The sequence below is a fragment of the Mycobacterium sp. RTGN4 genome (assembly GCF_033804635.1).
Lineage (GTDB): Bacteria > Actinomycetota > Actinomycetes > Mycobacteriales > Mycobacteriaceae > Mycobacterium.
In genome coordinates, this window is record NZ_JAPZLB010000019.1 from 12,733 (window position 1) to 36,425 (window position 23,693).

A 23,693-nucleotide genomic window follows, 5' to 3' on the forward strand; every position below is an offset into this window, starting at 1 on the left:
AAAGGTCGAGCTAGGACGCCGGGTCTGCCGTACCTGGCGTTCCGATCCCGTTAAACTTCCCGGATGTTCGCCAAGCCAGTGGATTGCTCGACCGGTCCCGGTCTCGCATGACCGACGACGCAGGACGTGCCGAAGGCGCCACCCTGACTGGCCGTTCGCCTCGCGCGATCCCCGATCCCAAGCCCAAGAGCGTGCACGGTCCCGCCAAGGTCATCGCGATGTGCAACCAGAAGGGCGGGGTCGGCAAGACGACGTCGACGATCAACCTCGGCGCGAGCCTCGCCGAATACGGTCGCCGGGTGTTGCTGGTCGACCTCGACCCGCAGGGCGCGCTGTCGGCCGGATTGGGCGTCCCGCTCTACGAACTGCAGCACACCGTGCACAACCTGCTCATCGAGCCACGCGTCTCGGTCGACGACGTGTTGATCAAGACCAGGGTCAAGGGCATGGATCTGGTGCCCAGCAACATCGACCTGTCGGCCGCCGAGATCCAGCTCGTCAACGAGGTCGGTCGGGAGCATGCCCTTTCCCGCTCGTTGCACCCGGTGCTCGACCGATACGACTACGTGCTGATCGACTGCCAGCCGTCGCTGGGTCTGCTCACCGTCAACGGGCTGGCTTGTTCGGACGGTGTCATCATCCCCACCGAATGCGAGTACTTCTCGCTTCGCGGCCTTGCGCTGCTGACCGACACCGTGGAGAAGGTGCACGACAGACTGAACCCCAAGCTCGAGATCAGCGGCATCCTCATCACGCGCTTCGATCCGCGCACGGTGAACGCCCGCGAGGTCATGAACCGCGTGCTCGAGCGCTTCGGAGACCTGGTATTCGACACCGTCATCACCAGGACGGTGCGCTTTCCCGAGACCAGCGTCGCGGGTGAACCGATTACCACGTGGGCTCCGAAATCCGGTGGTGCCCAAGCTTATCGGTCGTTGGCGCGCGAGGTCATCGACCGGTTCGGCGCGTGACCACGGAGACGGCAGCGGAGGCACCCCGGGCAGGCTTCCAGGTCCGGCTGAGCAATTTCGAGGGTCCTTTCGACCTGCTGCTGCAACTCATCTTCGCGCACCGCCTCGACGTCACCGAGGTGGCGTTGCATCAGGTCACCGACGACTTCATCGGCTACACCAAGGCGATCGGCACCCAGCTAGGCCTCGACGAGACGACGACGTTCCTGGTGATCGCCGCCACCTTGCTGGACCTCAAGGCGGCCCGGCTACTGCCCGCGGGCGACGTGCACGACGAAGAAGACCTCGCACTGTTGGAAGTACGCGACCTGTTGTTCGCGCGGTTGCTGCAGTACCGGGCGTTCAAGCACGTCGCCGAGATGTTCGCCGAACTCGAGGCGGCGGCACTGCGCAGCTACCCGCGTTCAGTGGCGTTGGAGGAAGGCTTCGCCGAGCTGTTGCCCGAGGTCATGCTGGGGGTGGACGCCGCGAGCTTCGCCGAGATCGCAGCGAGCACCTTCACACCGCGGCCCATCCCCACCGTGGGCATGGACCACCTCCACGTGCCAGGAGTGTCGGTGCCAGAGCAGGCGCGGCGGTTGCTGAGCATGCTCGAACAGCGCGGCGTCGGACAGTGGGCGACGTTCTCGGAGCTGGTATCCGACTGCGGGGCGACGATCGAGATCGTGGGGCGCTTCATGGCGCTGCTCGAGCTGTACCGTGCTCGGGCGGTAGCATTCGAGCAAGTAGAACCGCTTGGTGTGCTGCAAGTTTCGTGGACCGGTGATCGGCCGACCAACGAGCACTTGGCCGCGGCGGTGGAAGAAGACTCATGACTGAAGACATCGCGGACCACCCGCACCCACAGGAAGTCGCGGAACACGTCTCCGACGAAGATCTCGGCATCGACGTCGCAGAACCCCCGGAACTGGACGACGCGGAACTCGGGGCGACGCTCGAGGCGCTGCTATTGGTCGTGGACACCCCGGTGCCGGTCGATGCGCTGGCCGTCGCCATCGAACAGCCCGCGTACCGCGTGGCGGCCAAGTTGCGGCTGATGGCCGACGAGCTCACCGCGCGCGAAAGCGGCATCGACCTCCGCGAAGCAGGTGGTGGATGGCGCATGTACACACGCGCGCGGTACGCCCCATACGTCGAGCGGCTGCTGCTCGACGGGACGCGCTCGAAGCTGACCCGCGCGGCGCTTGAGACCTTGGCGGTGGTGGCCTACCGACAGCCGGTGACCAGAGCCCGGGTGAGCGCCGTGCGCGGCGTGAACGTCGATGCGGTGATGCGGACGTTGTTGGCGCGCGGGCTGATCACCGAGGCCGGAGTCGATGCGGACACCGGTGCGTCGGCGTTCGCAACCACCGAGCTGTTCCTGGAACGATTGGGCTTGACGTCACTTCTAGACCTGCCCGACATCGCGCCATTGCTGCCAGATGTCGACGGGATCGACGACATCACCGAATCTCTGGGCGACGAACCGCGATTCATCAAATTGGGTGGCGCCCGGGCAACGGAAACGCCGTTGGCCTTCGACGTGGACAAGGACTGACGTGGACGAGGAAGCTGACGGCGTCCGCCTTCAGAAGGTGTTGTCGCAGGCGGGAGTTGCGTCGCGACGGGTTGCCGAGAAGATGATCCGAGATGGCCGGGTCGAGGTCGATGGACACGTCGTCACCGAACTCGGTACGCGCGTGCACCCAGATGTCTCGGAAATCCGGGCGGACGGCGTTCGGGTCCAGGTCGACGACACGATGGTTTATCTGGCCATCAACAAGGAACGCGGCATGCACTCGACGATGTCGGACGACCGGGGGCGACCCTGCATCGGCGATCTCGTCGAGCACCGCGTCCGAGGCAACAAGAAGTTGTTCCACGTCGGCCGGCTCGATGCCGACACCGAGGGGCTGATGCTGCTCACCAACGACGGGGAACTGGCGCACCGCCTGATGCATCCGTCCTACGAAGTGCCGAAGACATATCTGGCCACCGTGATCGGTTCGGTACCAAGGGGATTAGGCAAGAAGCTGAAGGCCGGAGTCGAGTTGAGCGACGGACCCGCGAGCGTCGACGACTTCGCGGTGGTGGACGCGGTACCCGGCAAGTCGTTGGTGCGAGTGGTACTGCACGAGGGTCGCAAGCGCATCGTGCGACGAATGCTGGCCGAGGTCGGCTTTCCCGTTCAGGAACTGGTGAGGATCAACATCGGTTCCGTAGAACTGGGCGATTCCCGGCCCGGCACCATCAGGGTGTTGACGCGCAAGGAGATCGGCGAGCTCTACAAGGCGGTGGGATTGTGAGCGCGTTGACGATCGCGGTCGACGGACCGGCCGGGACGGGCAAGTCCTCGGTCTCGCGGGGGCTGGCCCGGGCACTGGGTGCGCGTTATCTCAATACCGGTGCGATGTACCGGATCGTGACGCTGGCCGTACTGCGCGCCCGCATCGACATCGACGACTCGGCTGCGGTCGGCGCGTTCGCCCCTGGCGTCGACTTGGCCGTCGGGTTCGATCCCGATACCGACGTGGCTTACCTTGCCGGAGTGGATGTTTCAGCAGAGATCCGCGGGGACGAGGTGACCAAGGGGGTGTCCGCGGTGTCGGCCGTACCCGCCGTGCGGACACTGCTGGTACAACGTCAACGCGAACTGGCCGAGGGGTCCGACAACGTCGTCGTCGAGGGCCGTGACATCGGCACCGTCGTGCTGCCCGACGCAGACGTGAAGATCTTCCTGACCGCTTCGGCGGAGGAACGTGCGCGGCGACGCAACGACCAGAACGTCGCGACCGGACTTGGTGATGACTACGCCGCCGTGCTGACCGACGTGAAACGGCGCGATCACCTGGATTCGACGCGAGCGGTGTCGCCATTGCGCGCAGCAGACGACGCGCTGGTAGTCGACAGCAGTGACATGACGGAGGACCAGACGGTCGCGCACCTGCTCGAATTGGTGGAGCTGCGTGCCGGGGCCCGCCGATGAGTAGAAGGCAGCGATGAGCGAATCTGAATCGGACGGCACCTGGGTCGACGAGCGCGACTGGGAGCTCGGCGACGTTCCCGACGACCTGGCCGCTGAGCTCGAGGGGGAGTTCGCGCCGCCACCCGTCGTCGCGGTCGTCGGGCGGCCCAACGTCGGCAAGTCGACATTGGTGAACCGCATTCTCGGGCGCCGCGAGGCCGTGGTGCAGGACATCCCCGGGGTGACCCGAGACCGGGTGTCGTACGACGCGAACTGGCTCGGCCGCCGCTTCGTCGTCCAAGACACCGGCGGCTGGGAGCCGGACGCAAAGGGCTTGCAGCAGTTGGTCGCCGAGCAGGCCGCGGTGGCGATGCGGACCGCCGACGCGATCATCTTGGTGGTCGACGCGGTAGTCGGCGCCACCTCGGCCGACGAGGCTGCGGCCAAGCGGTTGCAGCGTGCGGGCAAGCCCGTGTTCCTGGCTGCCAACAAGGTCGACAGCGAACGAGTCGAAGCCGAAGCGGCCGCGTTGTGGTCACTCGGACTTGGGCAGCCGTACTCGATCAGCGCCATCCACGGCCGCGGGGTGGCCGACCTGCTCGACACCGTGCTCGAAAAGCTGCCCGAGGCCTCACAGGTCGCCTCGGCAGGCAGCGGACCTCGTCGGGTCGCACTGGTGGGGAAGCCGAACGTGGGCAAGAGCTCGCTGCTGAACAGGCTGGCTGGCGACGAGCGGTCCGTGGTGCACGACGTCGCAGGCACCACCGTCGACCCGGTGGACTCGTTGATCGAATTAGGTGGCAAGCCTTGGCGTTTCGTCGACACCGCGGGTTTGCGCCGCAAGGTCGGTCAGGCCAGCGGACATGAGTTCTATGCGTCGGTGCGCACGCGTGGCGCCATCGACGCCGCCGAAGTGGTCATCGTTCTGATCGACGCGTCGGAGCCGCTGACCGAGCAGGATCAGCGGATCCTGACCATGGTGATCGAGGCCGGCCGCGCGCTGGTTTTGGCGTTCAACAAGTGGGACCTGGTCGACGAGGACCGGCGTTACCTGCTCGACCGCGAGATCGATCTGAGTCTTGCGCAGGTGCAGTGGGCGCAGCGCGTCAACATCTCGGCGAAGACGGGCCGTGCGGTGCAGAAGTTGGTGCCCGCCCTAGAGGGCGCCCTCGAGTCGTGGGACTCCCGGATTTCGACCGGGCGGCTCAACACGTTCCTCAAGGAAGTCGTCGCCGCGACACCACCGCCGGTGCGAGGTGGCAAGCAGCCCAAGATTCTGTTCGCCACCCAGGCCACTGCGCGGCCTCCTACTTTCGTGCTGTTCAGCAGTGGCTTCCTCGAAGCGGGCTATCGGCGCTTCCTGGAACGACGCTTGCGCGAGACGTTCGGCTTCGAGGGCAGTCCGGTCAGGGTGAACGTGCGGGTGCGCGAGAAGCGTGGAAGCAAGCGCTCCTAGCCGATTCAGGCGGTCCGCGTGGTACCCGCTAACGTTGCGGTAGTGCCTGTCCTCGACATGATCCTCATTGCGCTGGCAGGTGTCGGCGCGGGCGCGATCAACGCGGTGGTGGGCTCGGGCACGCTCATCACGTTCCCCACTCTGGTGGCGTTGGGGTATCCGCCCGTCACCGCAACCATGTCGAATGCCGTCGGGCTGGTGGCCGGCGGCATCTCTGGCACATGGGGTTACCGACGCGAACTTCGCGGCCAATGGTCCCGATTGCGATGGCAGATCCCAGGGTCGTTGCTCGGCGCGGTGCTGGGGTCCTGGCTGCTGCTGCACCTGCCCGAGAGGGTGTTCGTCGCAGTCGTTCCGGTCCTGCTCATCGGCGCACTGCTGCTCGTCGTGTTCGGCCCGAGGATCCAGGCCTGGGCGCGGCGGAGGGCCGACGCCGACGGGCGTTCGGTCGAGCACGTGTCCCGGGGTCGGATGGCCGCCCTCGTCGCAGGCACCTTCGCCGTCGGCATCTATGGCGGGTATTTCACTGCGGCGCAGGGCATTCTGCTGATCGGCGTCATGGGTGCGCTCTTGCCCGAGGACATGCAGCGGATGAACGCCGCGAAGAACCTCTTGTCGCTACTGGTCAACGTGGTCGCGGCGGCGGCGTACACCCTGGTGGCCTTCGACCGGATCAGTTGGCTGGCCGCCGGGCTGATCGCAGTCGGCTCCCTGTTCGGCGGGTTCCTGGGCGCGCACTACGGACGCAGGCTGTCGCCCAACGCCCTTCGCGTGATCATCGTCGTCGTCGGCCTCATCGGGTTGTACCGCCTGCTCGCCGTGTGATTAGCCTCACCGGACACGACCACGCGCGACCGGCGGCGGTTGGGATTGCAGCGTGGCCCTACGGTAGGCTCACGACCTGCTGCCGGCGATCCCGGCAGCGCCGCGGGCTGTGGCGCAGCTTGGTAGCGCACTTGACTGGGGGTCAAGGGGTCGCAGGTTCGAATCCTGTCAGCCCGACGCAGGTCAGAGGCACTTTCCGAATATTCCGGAAGGTGCCTTTTTCCGTTGGTGCCCCCATCTTTACCCCCACCGCTCGACTACCGAACAGCGGGCGGGGACGACTCCCATGAGGCTTGCTGCCCATCCTCGAAGTCGAATTCGGTACGGACTCCAACACAATCCCAGGGGCGCGTGGCTCGCCAATTGAACGGCTGCTCACCGAGCACCGTGTACATGGAAGAGGTGCTCGACGAGCGAGCGGCACCGCTCGACTCACAAATTGCTCTTGGCGGTCGTGTTCATTGCTCGCACAACAAATATCGATTGGTTTAGCGAAAAGGGCACACGAGGTTATGGCGAACAAGCTGACGCCACACTTCGCCGATGTGCAGGCGCACTACGACCTGTCCGACGGCTTCTTCCGCCTGTTTCTGGACCCCAGCCAGACTTACAGTTGCGCATACTTCGAGCGCGAGGACATGACGCTGGAAGATGCCCAGATCGCCAAGATCGACCTGTCGCTGGGCAAGCTGGGCCTGCAGCCGGGCATGATGTTGCTCGACGTTGGCTGCGGGTGGGGTGCCACCATGCGGCGGGCGATCGAGAAGTACGACGTGAACGTCGTGGGCCTGACGTTGTCGAAGAATCAGGCGGCTCATGTGCAGAGGTCGTTCGACGAGATGGACAGCCCGCGCCGCAGGCGGGTGTTGCTCAATGGCTGGGAACAGTTCGGCGAGCCCGTCGACCGCATTGTGTCGATCGGCGCGTTCGAGCACTTTGGCCCTGACCGCTACGACGACTTCTTCGCGCTGGCCCACAACATCCTGCCCGTTGACGGCGTCATGCTGCTGCACACCATCACCGGCTTGGCGGAACAGCAAATGATCGAAAGCGGCTTGCCGATTACGGTCGCGCTCGTCCAGTTCATCAAGTTCATCCTGACCGAGATCTTCCCGGGAGGCAGGCTGCCGACGATCGAGATGGTGAAGGAGCACTCGGCGAAGGCGGGTCTCACGCTGACCCGCCGCCAGTCGCTGCAGCTCCACTACGCCAGGACCCTCGACCTGTGGGCAGAGGCGCTGGAGGCACATGAAAGCGAAGCCATCGAGATTCAGTCCCAAGAGGTCTACGAGCGCTATATGAAGTACCTAACCGGCTGCGCCAAGATGTTTCGGATCGGCTACATCGACGTCAACCAGTTCACCCTCGAGAAGTAGTGTCGCGCCCGGCCATCGGGGGAAGCCTTCAGCCGGAGGTGACTTCTCCGCGAATATCCGTGGAGAGCCTGTCAGTTTTGTCGGTGCGATGGTCGAAGGTGTCGCGACACTCGCCGAGGACGTCGACGCTCACGTGGCCGACGGGCGGGTCGTTGGGTTTGGGTGGCGGTATCACCCACACATCCACGTCCACCCCGTTGCGCTTGAACGCGATGCCATGTGAGTGAAAGTCCGGATCGGTCTGCCACCCGTGCTGTCGCAGGCGGTCCAGCACCGTATCGGGGGATACCTCGCGGGACCGGTCGGCCCCAGGCATCCACAGCAGCAGATTGCTATGCGCCCGGAACGGCGGGTCGCCTTGGTCGTTGCAGGAGTCGTATCCGAACTTCGCTTCAGCCACCTCGCCGCCGAGATCCGACACCACTTGACGGGACACATCGATGACCTGCCAGCGGCTTTCTTGCGGAGAAATCGGATTCGCCACGATCTCAGTGCATCCCATTAGCGGGAGCAGCGCCATGAGCACGGCGGTAATGCGGGCGGGTGCGAGCCTCAATGGTCGTTGCTCCTGTTCGTTCGGCCGGCATGGCTTAGCCGCCCAATCCAGTGTGGCGGTGGTCGTTGGTCGGGAAGTGCAATGACTCCGGATCGATAACTGGTCCCTGAGGCAACCCCGGTACGGGGAAGGGTAGCCCGGGCTGTACGCGGTGGTTAGCGGTCATCCCGTCGTGCTCGAGTGCATCGCCGTGCCCGGACACAATGTCGGCCATGCTGAACAACGACTCCGATCCGGCCTGGTAGTACGAGGTGTGCTCGTCGATCGGGTTGATGTGCCAGTCGGCCACCTCGGCGTGAAAGCGGGTGGAGCCGAACCCATCCATGGCGGGATCCTTGCCAAGTCCGGTACCGGGCACGTTGAGGTGTTCGCTGCCCAAGTTCGTGACGATGTCGGTCGAAGCCGCGCCCACGTACAGGTGACCGTCGGGCGGCAGATGGAAGTCGGCCGCTGACTGCGCCAGATCCGTTCCCGGGCAGCCGATCAGCACGACGTCGTCGGCGTGCATGCCGTAATACGCGGCGTCGGAGACCGTGGTCGACCCGTAGGAGTGACCGATCACCGTCGTATGCGACGGGCTTCCGTCGTGGGTGACCGCGAGGCCGTTGACGTCGGAGACTAGGAGGTGCGCGCCGTTGCGCGCCATGTTCGGCTCGGCGACCGCTTGATCGTTCGGGGCGTCGTAGCCCATCCACTGGACGACTGCGGTGGAATTGTTCACGTCCGCCTTGTTCGCCTCGTTGTACAGGTTGGCCCCGGTCCCGTCGGACAACGATCCGGATGCCACCGACGTCGTCAGACCGGATACCGTCACCGACGTGTTCGCGGAGTGATCGGGGTCGCCGATGGCGATGGCGGCGGCACCCTTGCCGCCGAACGCCTCGGGGTCGTACTTCATCAGCAGGATGTCGGGTGTCCTGTTATTCGCATCCCGGGCGTTCGCGGCGTCCTTGTCCAATGCGTCTTGAACCTTGAGGGCATTCTGGTAGCGGTCCATCGTCGGCCCGGTCAAGCCGTAATTCTCGGGGTGCGCCAGCACCTCCTCCTTCGTCACCCCACGGGACTTGGCTATTTCGTAGGGGAGGTCGAGATCCCGTGCGAGGAGAGTCCTATTCGCGGTGTCGCGGTTGGCGACGGGGATGCCGTTGAGATTGCCCAACTTGCCGGGCCAATCCCTGAGCAGTTGAGCCTGCTTGTCCGGAGGCAGCGAATCCCACCACTTCTTGACCTCTGTGGGGTCCTTGCCGACGGGGATCTCGGAACCGGTGTCGTATGAAGGTGCTTGCGGTAGCGGGTTCCCGTCGGGGCCCAACTTCAGCGGTCCACCCTGCAGTCCGCCGACGGCAGTGCGAACGTTCTGGCTCAGTTGTCGGTCTGTGGTGTCGAAACTGGCCAACAGTGCCTTCACGTTCGCCGAGTTCGTCGCCGCCAACTGCTGGACCTTCATCGCGTTGGGCTCACTGATCTTCGCGAACCGATCTATCGGGCTGCCGGGGCGCACCGACACGTTGCCATCCGGTCCAACCTGCCAACCCTGGCCCTTCAACTCGCTCACGGTGTGGAGCACGTTGGTGCGAGTCTGGGTGAGTGCGCTGCCACCCTGCTGCAGGACCGACTGGGCGCGGCCGAGTGCGTCGTGGATCTGTTGCATCTTCAGCAGCGTTGGTTGCGCCTTCGCGATCGCGGCGTCGGAGGCGGGGCCCTGCCACTTGTTGCGCAGCCCGTCGATCGTGGCACGTTGGGTGTCGATTTGCGACGACAGACTCGACGCTGACTGGCCCAGGGCCGTGGCTGTTTGGGTCAACCCCTCGGGCTTTGACGCCTCCACCTGAGGGATCGTGACCGTCATGACGCCGTCCTGGCGTACGCGCTAGCCGACGTGTTGGTCATGGGGCGAACTAGCAACGTCCCTCCATTCCCATGGAGCGATTCTAGTTCCGCCAGCAACGGTGCCGACGCACCTTTTGCGTTCATGGTCACGCTGCAGTGTGGTAGCGCTGCGGCGCTTTCGGTGAATTCGGCGTTGGCAAAAGCGACACCACTGCCAATGGCAGCGTAGGGCGACCGCTCGGCGGCCGGACCATGATTCCCCTGTCTGGCCCGGCCGCCGAGCACCCCTCGCCACTGCAAAATGCGGGCCCATGTCGGAGCGGGCCACCCCGACCGGGCTCCCGTGCGATCAGCGTTGCGCGCGCCCCAATCGGCGCATCGTCGACACGGCCCCACCTGCAGCCGGGGACTTGGTAGTCAGACCCCAGCCGGGGTAACTGGCCCAGTGCAGCACGGGCAACCACACGCAGCGCTACTTCGTTCGTCATTGGCGGATCCCAATTGCCAGCCGGACGCAGCGAGGACAATGCAGGCATTCTCGCGCGATGATCTTGAAGGTGAAGCACCTTTGTGTGCTCGCTACGGCCGGTTGCGTTGCGATGTTGTGGGCCGCCAAGGTATTTCACAGGACACGCCTCTGGTCTTCTCCGGCTTAAGCGGCGTAGAATGCCGAATCCTTTCACAGGGTGTGAGACGTATGAATTGAGCGCGTTCACCCTCAAGGGCGCTTCGCCGGGCGGCGGACAAGCCCGGGCCGAATGGAGTGGTCAGTGTGGACCAACAAAAGCAAGTCAAGTTCCTATCGGCGGTAATCGGCGGCAGCGCCGTCGTGATCATGGGAGCGGTTGCCGTAACGAATGGGCGGACTGAAACGGACACCATTAGGTCGGCTCCCGAGGCAACGGCGACGACAACGACACCGCCGACGGCACCCGAGACGTCCGTAGCCTCCCCGGCGATGACTGCGAGCACACCCGCGGGATACCGCTGACGCCTACCAATGTCGGAAATCGTTGGGGCGGAACGTTATCCGTAGGATCACCTGCGGCAACTGGAGTAAGCGCTACCGGCTACTTCGCGGCGACCATCATGACCCTCTACCTCGCGGTGCGGAGCGGAAACCCCTGGAGCACAAGGCGGGTCCCTACTTCGCCAAGATGATGATCTTCAATCGTGAGGTGCTGGACACCGAGCCGGGTGAGGCGTGATTGCGAATATCACGCCTCAGGGTGCTGCCACGGCCTCCGTATTCCGGACCCGCGCCGAGCGCAAGCCCACCGTGGAGCGCGCCGTTCGTTCCGGTGCACAACCGGGCCCAAAGCTGGATACTTGCGTCCTCCCGCTGGGCAGCAGCGGGACAGTTCACAAGGGATTTGGATGGCGTTCATTCGCACTACGTCGATGGTGCTCGCGACGGCCGCGCTGGGAGTCAGCGGCAGCGTTGCCGGCTGCGCCTCGACCCCGTCGTCGCGGGAATCCGGCGCATCACCGTCGTCAATGGGCGCGGCGAGCGCCCCCGCGGCTCCTGGACCGCGATTGGATGGCACCTATCGGATAGCCACCAAGTTCTCCCAGGGCACGGCCGACGGAGCGCCATTGCCTGGTGGAACTGACACGACTCGCTGGTACGCCTTCCGCTCGGCGTGCACTCCCGCCGGCTGCACGGCAGCCGCGACCCAACTGGAAAACCACGATCACAGCGAGGCGAAGCAGAACGGTGCGACTGCCACGCTGAGGTTCACCGACGGAAGGTGGCAGACGATCACGCCGATCACAGGCACCGTGGCGTGTGCGGCCGATCCGGAACTCAGGCTGAAGGTGGCGACTAGCTGGTCGTTCGCACCGCTAGCCGACGGCACGCTCACTGGTATCAAGGCCTACACCGAGTTGAAGCGGGGTTCCGGCGCATGCACGGGGTCCGGGAATACCGCGAAGTACCCGATCACGTTGGTCAGGGAAGGCGACGCCCCGGCTGGCGTCGTCGTTGCGGAACCGCCACCGCCCTAGCGAGGGCGATCACCGCCTTCTGATTCATCGTGATTTCCTTTCCGATGCACGCGGTCACCCACTGAAGGTGGACACTCCCGCCGACGACACCTCGAACCCTTGGGTGGCGCCCGCGAGCGTGCCGACGCATGCCGCGCCGCCGGCGATTGCCATGCATGTGGAGCCGATTCCGTTGACGCGGAACCCAACTGGCAACTGCTTGATCGGCCCCGGGTATGCCGGGGTGTTGAACTTCGGCTTGTCCGTGCGACGCGTCCCCGTCGTACCCGGAAGCTGGGTGAACACTTCGTTCTCGCCACCGGTGACACCTGGCAGGGGGCCGTCACAACCGACCTCACCGCCGCTGTACACGATGATCGAGCAGGTCAGGCCTCCGCCGACTGTGAAGACCGGAAACAGGTTCTTCGCGCCGACGCCGACGACATAGGTCTCGTCGCCCACGACGAAGTCGTTGGGGTCGGGAAAGTCCGGTGGCAGCCCTTCGGTCCTGGGCCCGATGCCGGTGCGAGATGGCGAGATGACCATCCATTGCGTGGCAGGTGCACCCTTGGTGCAGGCCGTGAACGACCCGGGCCCAACGCCACATTCGAAGTCTGCGAACACGATCTTCTGGCCCTCGTGCAGCACCGGGGCAGCGTCGCCGCCGGGCTTGCCGAAGCCGGGATTCGCGGTTGCGCGCAGGCCGCGCGCATTGACGTCGGCGGCAAGCACGACCTCGTTGGCACCAGTCGGTGCCCCGGGCAGTCGTCCATCACATCCGGCGGTGCCACGGTCGGGCTGAATCGCGCACCGGAGTCCGTCGGGCGTCTGGAAGTACGCAGCGTTGCCCACCACGAATCCGTCGGGTGTGACCGCGCTGTACTCGCGCAGGTCTGGCATTGTCGGTGGCTCGGCGGCCGCGGGAGCAGACGGGCACACCACGACGCCAATGGATAGGGCGAGAACGATCAGTGCAGAACGCATCACCTGCAATGTAGGCCCACGGGCGACCGATCTCCACGGAGTAGGACGGGTAGTCCTACTCAATCCGTAGCCGCCCGCGGCGCGGCATGCTGAACCCATGCAAATTGCCAAGCCAACGCCTGCCGCGCACGCGGTTGCCGATCAGGCCGCCTCTGGTCGCGATCGTGCCGTCGACGTCGCCCGACTCGCCGCCCTCGTAGTCGTGATCTTCGGGCACTGCGCGCTGCTGCTCGCCACGATCGACGGCAACGGCCTGCAGATCGGCAACCTTCTCGGTGAGCTGCCGTGGATCCAACCCCTTACCTGGGTTGCGCAGGTAATGCCGTTGTTCTTCTTCGCGGGTGGTGCCGCAGGCGCGTACGGCTGGCGCCCCGGCACGCCGTGGGGCACGTGGCTCGTCACCCGCGCACAGCGCCTGTGCCGGCCCGTCTTTTGGTATCTCGCCGCATGGGCGGTCGGGCTCGTCGTGGTCCGCATGACTCTTGGCGCCGAGTCGGCGGCGGGGATCGGGCGCGAGTGCGTGGCGCTGCTCTGGTTCCTAGGCGTGTACCTCGTGGTGCTTGGGTTCGTCCCGGCGTTGACGCGGCTTCGCACGGGGTGGGCAGCAGCACGGGTAGTCGCTGTCCTGCTTGCGGTCGCGGCGGCCGTCGACGGGATTCGGTTCGCCGTCGGCACGCCCGAGTCGGGCGTGGCGAACTATTTGATCGTCTGGTTGATCCCGGTGGTCATCGGCGTGGCCTATGCGCGCAAACTGATCGACCCGCGTGCGGCAATCGCCGTGGCGGCCTGCACATTTGCCGCACAGGTAGCGCTCGCCGTGACCGGCACATACGAGGTCGCCCTGGTGGTCACCGGCGTGGAGCGGGTGTCCAACGTATCGCCTCCGACACTGTTGCTCGCGCTGCACTGCACGTGGATGTCGTGCGCATTCGTCGCTGCCGCAGGCTCGATCCAACGATGGGCGACGCGGCCACGGGTCTGGCACGCCGTTGCGATGGGCAATGGGGGAGCGATGACGCTCTACCTCTGGCACATCCCGGCGATCGCGGTGTCGATGTTCGCCCTGCATGCCGTCGGGCTCGACGCCTATGACGTCCATGCGCCGGGATTCGTGGGTCGGCTCGCGTTGCGCGCACTGGTGTTCGCGATCGTGATGGCCGCCGCATTCAAACTGCTTGCACCGCTTGAGCATCGGCCGTTGCCGTGGTGGGATACGCGGCTCCGGACTACGGGTGCCCGGTCGACTGCGGCCGGTGCGTTGATCTGCCTTTCGGGCCTGGCACTGTTGCTGATGGCCAAGTACGGACTCACAGGGTTCGCCGGGTGGGCGTCACTCGCATGCTTCCTCGCCGGAGCCGGGGCAGCGCGGGCGTGTGCGGCGGGCTCGGGAGCTGAATCGCCAACGGGGACAACATCTCAAGTGGATCGGCTCACTCGGTAAGGCATCGGGGCGCGGCCGGGCGATCAAAAGACGAATTGTTGGCCGCCGTCGATGTCGTACGTCGCCCCGGTGAGCGCCGTGTTGCTCATGATGTGCACGGCGAGTGCTGCGACGTCGGCCGGGCCGACAACGCGTCCGATCGGGAGCTTGGCCCGCAACTCATTTCGGCGTTCCTCGAGTCCGGCCCCGAGCAACGTTGCCGACAGCGGGGTGTCGACGAAGCCAGCCGCGATCAGGTTGACGCGCACGGGGGCGAGTTCGAGTGCGAGCGCGGCCGTGAACGGAGGCAACGCGGCGGTGGCCGCCGAGACGATGCCGAGCTCGCGACTGATGCGTCGGCCGCCGGTGCCACCCATCAGCAATAGCGTGCCACCCGGCCTCATCTTGCCCACCGCGTTGCGCGCCACGTCGAGGGCCAGCACGACGTGACTGCCGAGCGCCTGCAGCACCTGTGCTGAGTCCAGCTCGAGCATCGGCCCATAGCTCGGGCCTCCGGCCGTGACGAGCACGTGGTCTATTGGATCTGACAGCTCACGGAAGAACTGCGCCATCGCTTCCGGGTCGTCGGCGTCGAAGGCTGCCGTGCGCTGCGCCCCGACGTCGCGCGCCGCTTGCGCGAGCCGGTCGGGATTGCGGCCCGTGAGGATCACGTCGGCGCCCTCCGCACGCGCCCGTCGAGCGGTCTCCAGCCCGATACCTGCACTGCCGCCGATCAGCACGACCGTCTGGCCGGCCAGTTCCGGTTCGCGTCGTGGAAGATCGAGGCTGGCCTGGCGGGTCATGACTCCTCCGAGCGCGGCAACTCCTCGCCGGCCTGCTCGCGCACCATGTATTCGGCGTACCAATCCAGCAAGTTCGAGTCGCTGCCGCCCGCCGGTGCCGCACGGTCGTCGTGCGCCGCGGCTGCACGCCGTAGCGCCTGCGCGAGTTCGCTCGCCGACCCATACGTGGTGTCGCCCGCCACGCGTCCCGGCAGCCGTCTCGTGATCTCCTGAAACAGCCAGCCGTTACCGTCCGGATCCTCGAACGAAGCGAACGATTTGTAGCTCTCCCCATTGGGGGCGGCCCCCGCGAGTCGGAGCCGCCCGAAGAGGTACGGCTCATCCTGGCCCGCGGTGTCATCGCCTGGGTGGAACACCTCGCCGACTTCGATTCCGCGACTGAGCAATTCGGCGCGGGCGACCACGATGTCAGAGACGACCAGGTACAGACCTTGGGCGGAGCCGGGTTGGGCAGCGGTGACATTGACTCCGAAGATGACGGAGCATCCAGAGCCAGGTGGCGTGAATTGGACGACGCGGTACTCAGGGCCGCCCTCGAAGTCGGCATCGAGCCGCCACCCGAGCCTTGCGTAGAATTCCTTGGCGCGGTCGACATCCGCTACTGGGATCACGACGATTTCGAACTTCATGTCGACGTTCGCGCCTGCCGCTGGATTGCTCATTGCTTCCACCATTCGTCGTGCCTGGCAATCATCAGAACAGGGTAGGTCGACGGCCGGTCGGACATTGACCGAACGGCGTCCAACCGTCAGAAGCCAAGGTTCGAGTACATCACCGCGGTTGGGTCATAGCGCTGCCGTACCGCCGTGAGCTGCGGCAGATTACCGGCGAAGTACCGCGCGGCCGGCATCGCGGGTTCGACGTAGTTGACGTAGCCGCCCACTGAGTGAGCCGCGACCGCTTGATGGGCGGCGCCAAGCCAGGCGTCACCGGCCGTGGCAGCCGCCTGCGACGGCGTCTCGACGTACCACTGCACGCAGGCCGCGTGCTGTCGCCACGGGAAAGCGGTTTCGCCAGAAGCGATGTCGTCCACCGCGCCATCGAGTGACTCGATGACCGCGGTCGCCGAGCCAACGGCCCGCGACCACGCGGACATCGCGGCGACGATGGATTCCGCGGCCGCTGTTGTCATCGTCTCGATGATGTCGGAACCAGCGACGAACGCCCGCGGTCGCATCGCGTCGGCGCCGCCGGCGAAGTAGCTCACGAAGTCCAAGTGGTCGAGTGTTCTCACGGTGTTGCCGACGGGTTGCACCCCGATCGCCGCGCTGAGGTCGCCTGCGATCCGTGCTCCGTCGCCGGGTGGGGTCGCCAGCACGATGCCGCAGCGCCAGGTGTTCGGACCGCACGTGACGTTGACCATGCTCCAGATTGCGCGGTCCGCGGCGCGGAGCCATCCGTGCCACCCGGCGATCACCTGTGCCGTAACTTCCTCGGGGAAGATGAGACTGACGACGTCACGATCGGCGGTCGGAAACGTCTGGAAGGTGAACGAGGTGACGACGCCGACGTTGGCGCCGCCACCGCGAAGCGCCCAAAACAGATCCTGGTGGTCATCGTGGGCCGCCGTAACCTCTTCTCCGCTGGGCAGTACGACGGACGCCGACACCAGCGCATCGCACGTCAACCCCGCTTGCCGAGCATCTGCCCCGAGCCCGCCGCCCAGCGTCAGTCCGGGGACGCCGACGGAGGGACAGCTGCCCGCGGGTATCGACCGTCCATGCGCATTGAGTGCGGGGTGGATCGAATTCAGCACCGCCGCAGCAGGAATCGTCGCGAGTCCGGATACCTCGTCGACGACGATTCCCCCGGGCAGCTGCCGCAGGTCGACGACCAGCGCGCCATTCGCCGCAGACGCCCCGATGTATGAGTGCCCACCACTGCGGACGGTGATCTTGAGGTCGCGCTCGGCTGCGAAGGCGACCGCCTTCTGCACGTCACCCGTCGACTGCGCCGAAACGACCGCGGCGGGTGTCGAATCCGCGAAGCGCGTATTGAATAACCCCTTCGCCGTTGGGAAGTCAGGGTTGGATGGCATCACGACGTGACCATCGAGCGACTCGTCGAGGGCGTGCCAGTTCTGCGGCCCGGCCCGCGGTGAAGGCGTTGCAGCGTCCGGCGCCGCGGTCTCGCGGCACGACCCCAGGAGCACACCTGCGGCCGTCAGTCCGAGCGCGCCTCGGACGAAGGCCTGGCGGGAGAACTCGCGCGTCATGGGAGTCCGTGACGGTTCCTTGGTCGCAAATGGCGCCAAATGATCGTCATGTCCGGTACTTTCCCACGACACTCGCGCCGGCCAAGCGGCTTCGAGACGAACTCGCCCGCGACGAGCCGATGAGGTCATAGGCTGCCATCCATGTCGATCGATCGCGCCGGCCTCGTTGTCGGCGGCATAAGACTGGCCTCCGGCATTTCGTTCCTCGTCGATCCCGTCCGTGCGAACCGGCTGTGGGGCTCGCCCGACGAGCCGAAGGGCACGCACCGCCTGTTGCTGTACTCCATGGGTTACCGCGACGCTCTGGTCGGTGGATTGCTGACGATGGCGGCGTTGCGTGGGCGGGACACCCGCGGCTGGTTTCTCGCGTCCGGCGGGGCGGATGCCGCCGACCTGCTTGGCGGATTGAGCGTCCACCACGAGCTAAAGCGGTCCGAACAGCTCGTCGGCCTCGGCGGCGCAGTCGTGGGGATCGGCGTGGGGCTCTGGGGCGCGACACGCCGACGCACGACGCCGACCGCTGCGGGGGAGTTGGCCTAAAACCTGACTCCGCAGTCATCGGTGAGTCCCGTCCGTTAATATGAATCTGAATTCAGTTTCATGATTGGAAGGGAACCATGACGTGACCCAGGTACTCGACGAGTCGTCACCCGCCGTGCTGCGGCCATTTTGGGCCGCCGACATCGACAGTCGATTGAAGAGCTTCGCTGCCATGCGCGCACGCAGCGGCGGCGTCGAGTTCCATCGCGATGAACACGGAAAGGGTTTGTGGTCATTGACTTCTCACGCCGCCGTGAGTGAAGTCAGTCGCGATCCCGCGACGTTCACTAGCACGGCGGGGTTCTCGCTCGACGACTTCCCGCCCGAGGTGCTGGAGGTGATGGCGTCGATCATCGCCATGGACGACCCACGCCACGGTCGACAGCGCAAGCTCGTGCAGAGTGCGTTCGCGCCGCGCGCCATCAAGCGGCTCGCCACCTCCGTCGACGCGTTGGCCGATGTCATCGTCGATGAACTGCGCGGCGCGCGCTCGTTCGACTTCGTCACGGCGGTGGGGGCGAACCTGCCGCTACAGGTGATATGCGACCTGCTGGACATCCCGGCTTCTGATCGTCCTCAGCTGCGCACGCTCATCAACAGCATCCTCGGCGTGAACGATCCAGATTTCGGAGGGCCGCAGGAAAGTCTGCAGAGCCTGCTTTCGCTGTACGGGTACGCGATCGAGCTGGGCAAGGAACGGCAGAAGCATCCTGGCGAGGACATCACATCGGTACTGATGCAGGCCGAGATCGACGGTCAGCGGCTCACGCCGGCAGAATTCGGATCCTTCGTGGTGCTCTTGGTCTCGGCGGGCAATGACACCACCCGAACTGCACTCACCTGGGGGATGAAGCTACTTAGCGACCATCCAGACCAGAAGCGACTGTTGCGCAATGAGTTCGACGTGCGACACGGCAACGCGATCGACGAGATCCTGCGCTGGTGCTCGCCCGCCCTCCACATGCGGCGCACCGCGACGGTCGATACCCGAGTTGGCACGCAGCCAATTGCCAAGGGGGACAAGGTAGTGCTGTGGTATCTCGCGGCGAACCACGACCCTGCAGTATTCGCCGATCCCGACGCATTCGACATCACCCGGGCAAATGCCCGCGATCACATTGCCTTTGGCGCAGGGGGCCCGCACTTCTGTCTCGGCTCGAATCTCGCAAGGATGGAGCTGCGCGTCGTCCTCGACAAGCTGTTGAACGCCTTCCCGCAAATCCACGCAACCGCGCAACCCGACCTCTTGATGTCGCCCTTCGTGCACACGATCAAGTCACTGCCCTGCACGATCGCATGACCGCCGGCCCGACCACGAAACGTCAGTCAACCGAAGCGGCGTTGCTTGACGCGGCCAGGGAGGTGTTCGCCGAGCTTGGTTACCTGAACGCGAAGATCTCCGACATCACCAGCAGGGCGGGCCGATCGATCGGGTCGTTCTACAACTACTACGAAACCAAGCAGCAGCTTCTCGAGGCATTACTGGAGAGGTTTCCCGCCGAGATCGTTGAACGCACCCGCGACGAGCTGACCGACGACTGGGGGGCCAACGTCGAGGCCGCCGTGCGGGCGTACTTCCGGACCTTTCGCGACTATCTGCCGGAGATGATCGGGGTATTTCAACTCTCGATGACCGACGCCAGCGCCGCGGCGTGGTGGCGGGCCCAACGCGCCTACGGAATCAGGTCGGTGCTCGCGCTCATCGGCGAGGTCGAGAAGGGCGGCACGGCGGTCGACCTCGACCATGCCGTGTTCGCATCGGCGATCGTGTCGATGCTCGAGTCCTACTGCTGGACGTGGATGGCTGCGGGCGGTGATGACGTGGACGCCGACATCGACGAGGAGACGGCCGTTCACACCCTCGCTGAAATGTGGCGCCGCGCGATGCTCAACTCGGCTTCACCTACGCCGCTCGGGTAACCAGCCAGCCGAAACACTGAATGCGCGGAGGCCGTGGGCCCACCGCGCATTCAGCGTGTTGTCGAGGTTTCTAGATCACGGGCGGAGGCGGCGCCAGGTCTGGCGCAGGCACGAGGTCCGGGCCAGGTGCGGGAATGCCCTCAGGCGGAGCCGGAGGCAGCGCCATGCCCTGCTCGGGCGCCGGCGTAACGAATCCGGCGTTCACGACGTCCATAGGCGGCGGCGGGGGGGCAAAGGGATCAGCCGGGGGAGGCGGCGGCGCAAACGGATCAGCCGGGGGAGGCGGCGGCGCGTCCTCGGGCGCGTCGCCCTGGACGCCGTCGACGGCTTCGACGGGGAGGTACATGTGCTTGGTGAACTGGCGTTGATATGCGCCACCACCGCCCACCTTCACGCCGCGGCCACCCTCGCCGCTCGACACGGGGGTGCCGTCGGGCAGGGTGACAGCCGTGTGGGAGCCATTCCACCCGATCACCAGGGCGCCGGGAGCGGTGCCGTACTTGAACCCACGCGCCAGGAGTGCAGACTCCTCATTGCCAGTGTGGAAACGGTCGCCATAGACGGGCCTACCGGTGGCGGCGTTGGCCACCCAGGATGCCAGGCCCGAGCAATCCGTACCCCGGGGCGAATCGCCACCGGTGATGTACGGCGTTCCCGAAACCTGGTTGACAATCGTCATCAACGTTGCGGTCGCAATACCAATCATGTGGCCGGACACTAGCAACGGGATTTGCGCGCAGCCAAAATTTGTGGCCGCCATCACGTTTCGTCAAATTGATGGCATAGCTAACAAAAAACGTTGAGCGCGTTGCCTTCTCGCTGCTGAATGCGGTGAAGCATACGTGCAACGTTGTGGCAGCGTCAATCTCGTCAGGCGTTCCTGGAAAACCACGAAAATGCCTGTTCAGAAACGGTTTTAACGATGATCAGCGCAATGTCACCGCGAACGGAGTGAGAAGAACCGCTTCTTGTCAACTCGCTGGGTCGCTTCGTTGCCAGTATTTGGCCAGGTGAATCGATAAAGTAACACCCCAACCGGCCGGTCGAATGGCAGGCAGATCCAGCGCAATGACGGTGTCCGCGATAGCCCACGCGCCGTTCGTTGATCAAGGCCTAAAAAGCCGAGGTTTTGGGCGCATTTACCCAGTTCAAGGGCACTTTAGCGTTTGGCAGGCGAGCGCTCGGAGGTCATCGCGGGCGAAACCGATGTGGACGACCCCGTGTTGGTGTCATTCCCCGGCCTGGCCGCCTTTACCGCACGGCCGGAATCATCCGACTACACCATCGCGTTCGTCGTCGGGGAATTGCCGAGCAGCCAACGAAACCCGTTCATGTGCAACACTTCTCACGAAATCATCGTTAAGCAGCATTGAGTTTGATTGCAGCAAAAGGTATTTGAATCACCGCGGGTACGGAAGATTTAGCGGTGGACGCCCATACCGCCGTCGACGTGGATCGTCTGACCTGTCAGGTACGCGGCGTCATCACCGACGAGGAAGGCGACCACGGCTCCGATGTCCTCACGGATGCGACCGACCCGCTTGAGGGGCACCGACCGAATTGCACGTTCGAAGTCCTTCGGAGCGATGTCCTGCCAGAACTGCACCCCAGGCGAGTCTGCAAACGGGCACACCACGTTCACACGGACGTTGTCCCGACCCCACTCGAGTGCCGCCGCCTTCGACATCCCGCGGATCGCCTCCTTGGCCCCCGCATAGGCCGCGAACTGCGCCTGGCCGCCGGTACCGCTGGCCGACCCGAGGTTGACGATGACACCGCCGCCCGCGGCAGCCATGGTCGGATGCACGGCCTGCATGAGAAAGAACGTGGCGCGCGGACCGACGTCGAACACCAGGTCGTAGTCGGCGGTGTCGATGTCGACCAGCGGCTTCGGCTCGTTCGTGGCGATCGCATTGTTGACCAGCGCACTTATTTCACCAAATGCGCTCAGTGCGGCGTCGACGATCTGGCGCGGTCCCGACGGGTCGCGCAGATCGACGATCAGCGACTGGGCCACTCCGCCTTCGGCGGTCAACTCCGCCTCTGTCGAGGCCAACGTCTCGGCCTGGCGATCGACCAGGAGCACCGATGCGCCGCGACTCAATAATGCAGCGGCGATCCCCTTGCCAACGCCCTGTGCCGCGCCGGTCACGATCACGGCGCGGCCGGCCAGGGCCTGAGCATGTGAGTATTCGGTCACGGCTTGCCCTCGGCTCCACGATGAAATTCGGCGGGTGTTCTTGCGGCGCCGGGAAACTCGACGAACTCGATGACCGTGCCATCGGGATCCGTTACGAAGAACATGCGCACCCCGTCCACGTCGAACGGCTGGTTTGCGGCCGCGCCGACGGCGGCCGACACGGCCTGATAGGCCCCGTCCAGATCTGGCACGGACAAGGAGATCAATTGCACCCCAACTGATCCCGCGCCCACTGTCGGCCTGGCTCGACCGGATTCCAACTGGAGCAGCTCGATACTGACCCCACCGAGCAGTCCGCCGACGGCGCGGCCGTCGAAGGGCTGGCCGGACAGAACCTGATCGAACACCACGTCCATGCCGAGCACATCGCGGTAGAACGTGATTGAGCGGTCGACGTCGGTCACGGCAATCACTACGTGGGAGAACCGAACATCCAGACCCAGCCCGTGCGTCATTCCGACAAGCTACCCGGGCGTCCCCGGCTACATTCGACGGGTGGGGCACGACACGGCGTGGTGGATCGGAAGCTCCGAGCACGCGATCAGCGAGGACATTCCGGGCACACCCGACGAGGTCCGCGACTTCTACGTCGAACTGCGAAACATCGCCCTCGTCCATCCGCTGGTCGTGTCGGTCACCCCGCGGGAACGTCACGAGACTGCGGACGGCTACACCCAGGACTACCTCATCCGTGACCGCATTCCGGTCGGTCCCTTCACGATGAATACCGCGTACACCGCAAGCGTCCAGGTGCCGCTCCAAGGCGACGTGCACACCGAGGCGAGGCAATTCCCTCGCGTGCGCCTGTTCGGCACCGTCTCGTTCGACGCCGTCGGCGGCGGCACGAAGCTCACCGAACGGCTGCTCATCACCGCCCCGCGGCCGCTCGCGTCGTTCACCGCCCGCGAAGCCGTCAAGGCCCACCGGGAAATGCTCCGGGGGATCCGGCAGTGCTTCGAACAAACGTGACCATGCCAACGGCTTAGCCTGACTTTACAAATTTTGGACAAAGTGTCACGCTATGGGCGTATCGATCAGCGCGCACCGGAGGGCTCATGAACGTCGAAGTCGACCTCGGCAAGTGCACCGGGCACGGCATCTGTGAGTCGATCGCCGAGGACGTCTTCGAGGTGCAGGACGACGGCAGCGTGGTGATCGACCACGAGCACGCCGCCAACCTCGACCGCAGTCTGCTCAATCAGGCCGTCACGCAGTGCCCCGCCGCGGCGCTGCGACTACTCGGATAGGTCCTGAAGCACCAAGCGCCCGGATGCTGACGGCATCCGGGCCCGTAGGCGACACGTGACTACCTGTTCTTGTGCTTCTGGTGGCGGTGGTGCTCCCGACTGCCAGGGGTGATGCCCGTTCCGTTCACGCCGCCGACGTCGTGCTGGCCCGCGAAGGTCTGGGGACCCGGGTTGGGTACGACGGTGGATGCGTGACTGGTGGCGGCGAGCCCAACGGCGAGCACTGCGGGGGCGACGGTCAAGGCGGCTGCGGCGGCGATCCGGCGAGCGACGGCGTTCATGTGATTCTCCTTGTGTCAGTGGAATTTTCAGTTCCTCGGCCGGTGTGTTTCCGGCGATGACACAACTATGTCGCGGGTGACCACGGAAGTCTGTCCGCCCATCGGGCCTCCGCCGGAGGAACCCGCGGTCCCCCGATCG

The 23,693-nt window shown here is 65.3% G+C and carries 25 protein-coding genes and 1 tRNA gene; 16 read left to right on the top strand and 10 right to left on the bottom strand.

The window, feature by feature from the left end; genetic code table 11:
- Positions 1-107 precede the first annotated feature (107 nt).
- The 9 genes from SLQ30_RS29395 to mmaA2 all read left to right on the top strand — a co-directional run bounded on the left by SLQ30_RS29395 (position 108) and on the right by mmaA2 (position 7,572).
- Entirely contained in the window at positions 108-971 is an 864-nt protein-coding gene (locus SLQ30_RS29395; RefSeq protein WP_319450549.1) for a ParA family protein, read from the top strand.
- Complete coding sequence (locus tag SLQ30_RS29400) at positions 968-1,786, top strand: segregation/condensation protein A (protein ID WP_319450548.1); 819 nt, start codon at positions 968-970, stop codon at positions 1,784-1,786. The genes SLQ30_RS29395 and SLQ30_RS29400 overlap by 4 nt, the downstream gene beginning before the upstream one ends.
- Positions 1,783-2,508 carry an SMC-Scp complex subunit ScpB gene (gene scpB, locus SLQ30_RS29405; RefSeq protein ID WP_319450547.1) on the top strand — a complete coding sequence of 242 codons (726 nt, stop codon included), beginning with the start codon at positions 1,783-1,785 and terminating at the stop codon, positions 2,506-2,508. Before SLQ30_RS29400 ends, scpB begins: the two co-directional genes overlap by 4 nt.
- Position 2,509: 1 nt before the next feature.
- Complete coding sequence (locus SLQ30_RS29410) at positions 2,510-3,256, top strand: pseudouridine synthase (RefSeq protein WP_319450546.1); 747 nt, start codon at positions 2,510-2,512, stop codon at positions 3,254-3,256.
- Positions 3,250-3,936, top strand: coding sequence for a (d)CMP kinase (gene cmk, locus SLQ30_RS29415; protein WP_319450567.1), 687 nt, complete (start codon positions 3,250-3,252; stop codon positions 3,934-3,936). The genes SLQ30_RS29410 and cmk overlap by 7 nt, the downstream gene beginning before the upstream one ends.
- Positions 3,937-3,949: 13 nt before the next feature.
- A complete protein-coding gene (der, locus tag SLQ30_RS29420; protein WP_319450545.1) occupies positions 3,950-5,371 on the top strand; it encodes a ribosome biogenesis GTPase Der in 1,422 nt (473 codons plus the stop codon).
- Between the two features lie 42 nt (positions 5,372-5,413).
- Complete coding sequence (locus SLQ30_RS29425; RefSeq protein ID WP_319450544.1) at positions 5,414-6,196, top strand: sulfite exporter TauE/SafE family protein; 783 nt, start codon at positions 5,414-5,416, stop codon at positions 6,194-6,196.
- Positions 6,197-6,299: 103 nt separating this feature from the next.
- Positions 6,300-6,373: transfer RNA gene (locus SLQ30_RS29430), tRNA-Pro, on the top strand.
- A gap of 335 nt (positions 6,374-6,708) precedes the next feature.
- Positions 6,709-7,572 carry a cyclopropane mycolic acid synthase MmaA2 gene (gene mmaA2 / locus SLQ30_RS29435; RefSeq protein ID WP_319450566.1) on the top strand — a complete coding sequence of 288 codons (864 nt, stop codon included), beginning with the start codon at positions 6,709-6,711 and terminating at the stop codon, positions 7,570-7,572.
- Positions 7,573-7,600: 28 nt separating this feature from the next.
- Here the strand turns inward: mmaA2 and SLQ30_RS29440 are convergent, their stop codons facing one another.
- Together SLQ30_RS29440 and SLQ30_RS29445 are read right to left on the bottom strand one after the other, a co-directional pair.
- A complete protein-coding gene (locus SLQ30_RS29440; protein ID WP_319450543.1) occupies positions 7,601-8,128 on the bottom strand; it encodes a hypothetical protein in 528 nt (175 codons plus the stop codon).
- Between the two features lie 34 nt (positions 8,129-8,162).
- Positions 8,163-9,977, bottom strand: coding sequence for an alpha/beta hydrolase (locus SLQ30_RS29445; RefSeq protein ID WP_319450542.1), 1,815 nt, complete (start codon positions 9,975-9,977; stop codon positions 8,163-8,165).
- A gap of 1,358 nt (positions 9,978-11,335) precedes the next feature.
- Between SLQ30_RS29445 and SLQ30_RS29450 the strand changes: the two genes are divergently transcribed.
- Positions 11,336-11,965, top strand: coding sequence for a hypothetical protein (locus SLQ30_RS29450; protein ID WP_319450541.1), 630 nt, complete (start codon positions 11,336-11,338; stop codon positions 11,963-11,965).
- A gap of 54 nt (positions 11,966-12,019) precedes the next feature.
- Here the strand turns inward: SLQ30_RS29450 and SLQ30_RS29455 are convergent, their stop codons facing one another.
- Complete coding sequence (locus tag SLQ30_RS29455; RefSeq protein ID WP_319450540.1) at positions 12,020-12,928, bottom strand: hypothetical protein; 909 nt, start codon at positions 12,926-12,928, stop codon at positions 12,020-12,022.
- Between the two features lie 97 nt (positions 12,929-13,025).
- Here SLQ30_RS29455 and SLQ30_RS29460 point away from each other — a divergent pair, with 97 nt between their 5' ends.
- On the top strand, positions 13,026-14,369 hold the full coding sequence (locus SLQ30_RS29460; protein ID WP_319450539.1) for an acyltransferase family protein: 1,344 nt from the start codon (positions 13,026-13,028) through the stop codon (positions 14,367-14,369).
- A gap of 23 nt (positions 14,370-14,392) precedes the next feature.
- Here the strand turns inward: SLQ30_RS29460 and SLQ30_RS29465 are convergent, their stop codons facing one another.
- The 3 genes from SLQ30_RS29465 to SLQ30_RS29475 all read right to left on the bottom strand — a co-directional run bounded on the left by SLQ30_RS29465 (position 14,393) and on the right by SLQ30_RS29475 (position 17,366).
- The gene (locus SLQ30_RS29465; protein WP_319450538.1) at positions 14,393-15,151 is read right to left on the bottom strand and encodes an SDR family oxidoreductase; all 759 of its coding nucleotides are present in this window, start codon (positions 15,149-15,151) and stop codon (positions 14,393-14,395) included.
- Positions 15,148-15,813 (bottom strand): VOC family protein, encoded by a 666-nt coding sequence (locus tag SLQ30_RS29470; RefSeq protein WP_319450537.1) that lies wholly within the window; start codon positions 15,811-15,813, stop codon positions 15,148-15,150. Before SLQ30_RS29470 ends, SLQ30_RS29465 begins: the two co-directional genes overlap by 4 nt.
- Positions 15,814-15,899: 86 nt before the next feature.
- On the bottom strand, positions 15,900-17,366 hold the full coding sequence (locus tag SLQ30_RS29475) for an FAD-binding oxidoreductase (protein WP_319450536.1): 1,467 nt from the start codon (positions 17,364-17,366) through the stop codon (positions 15,900-15,902).
- Positions 17,367-17,507: 141 nt separating this feature from the next.
- Between SLQ30_RS29475 and SLQ30_RS29480 the strand changes: the two genes are divergently transcribed.
- The 3 genes from SLQ30_RS29480 (at position 17,508) to SLQ30_RS29490 (ending at position 19,826) form a co-directional block, all read left to right on the top strand.
- Positions 17,508-17,906 (top strand): DUF4267 domain-containing protein, encoded by a 399-nt coding sequence (locus SLQ30_RS29480; RefSeq protein ID WP_319450535.1) that lies wholly within the window; start codon positions 17,508-17,510, stop codon positions 17,904-17,906.
- Between the two features lie 82 nt (positions 17,907-17,988).
- On the top strand, positions 17,989-19,206 hold the full coding sequence (locus SLQ30_RS29485) for a cytochrome P450 (protein WP_319450534.1): 1,218 nt from the start codon (positions 17,989-17,991) through the stop codon (positions 19,204-19,206).
- Positions 19,203-19,826 (top strand): TetR/AcrR family transcriptional regulator, encoded by a 624-nt coding sequence (locus SLQ30_RS29490; protein WP_319450533.1) that lies wholly within the window; start codon positions 19,203-19,205, stop codon positions 19,824-19,826. The genes SLQ30_RS29485 and SLQ30_RS29490 overlap by 4 nt, the downstream gene beginning before the upstream one ends.
- 70 nt (positions 19,827-19,896) lie before the next feature.
- Here the strand turns inward: SLQ30_RS29490 and SLQ30_RS29495 are convergent, their stop codons facing one another.
- The 3 genes from SLQ30_RS29495 to SLQ30_RS29505 form a co-directional block, all read right to left on the bottom strand.
- Positions 19,897-20,532, bottom strand: coding sequence for a peptidoglycan endopeptidase (locus tag SLQ30_RS29495; RefSeq protein ID WP_319450532.1), 636 nt, complete (start codon positions 20,530-20,532; stop codon positions 19,897-19,899).
- 714 nt (positions 20,533-21,246) lie between these two features.
- On the bottom strand, positions 21,247-22,026 hold the full coding sequence (locus tag SLQ30_RS29500) for an SDR family NAD(P)-dependent oxidoreductase (protein WP_319450530.1): 780 nt from the start codon (positions 22,024-22,026) through the stop codon (positions 21,247-21,249).
- On the bottom strand, positions 22,023-22,481 hold the full coding sequence (locus SLQ30_RS29505; protein ID WP_319450529.1) for a VOC family protein: 459 nt from the start codon (positions 22,479-22,481) through the stop codon (positions 22,023-22,025). The genes SLQ30_RS29500 and SLQ30_RS29505 overlap by 4 nt, the downstream gene beginning before the upstream one ends.
- 40 nt (positions 22,482-22,521) lie before the next feature.
- Here SLQ30_RS29505 and SLQ30_RS29510 point away from each other — a divergent pair, with 40 nt between their 5' ends.
- Both SLQ30_RS29510 and SLQ30_RS29515 read left to right on the top strand, forming a co-directional pair.
- Entirely contained in the window at positions 22,522-22,995 is a 474-nt protein-coding gene (locus tag SLQ30_RS29510; protein ID WP_319450528.1) for an SRPBCC family protein, read from the top strand.
- A gap of 86 nt (positions 22,996-23,081) precedes the next feature.
- Entirely contained in the window at positions 23,082-23,273 is a 192-nt protein-coding gene (locus SLQ30_RS29515) for a ferredoxin (protein ID WP_319450527.1), read from the top strand.
- A 59-nt stretch (positions 23,274-23,332) separates the two neighbouring features.
- On the opposite strand, the gene SLQ30_RS29520 is transcribed toward SLQ30_RS29515, so the two are convergent.
- Entirely contained in the window at positions 23,333-23,554 is a 222-nt protein-coding gene (locus SLQ30_RS29520) for a hypothetical protein (protein WP_319450526.1), read from the bottom strand.
- Positions 23,555-23,693 lie beyond the last annotated feature (139 nt).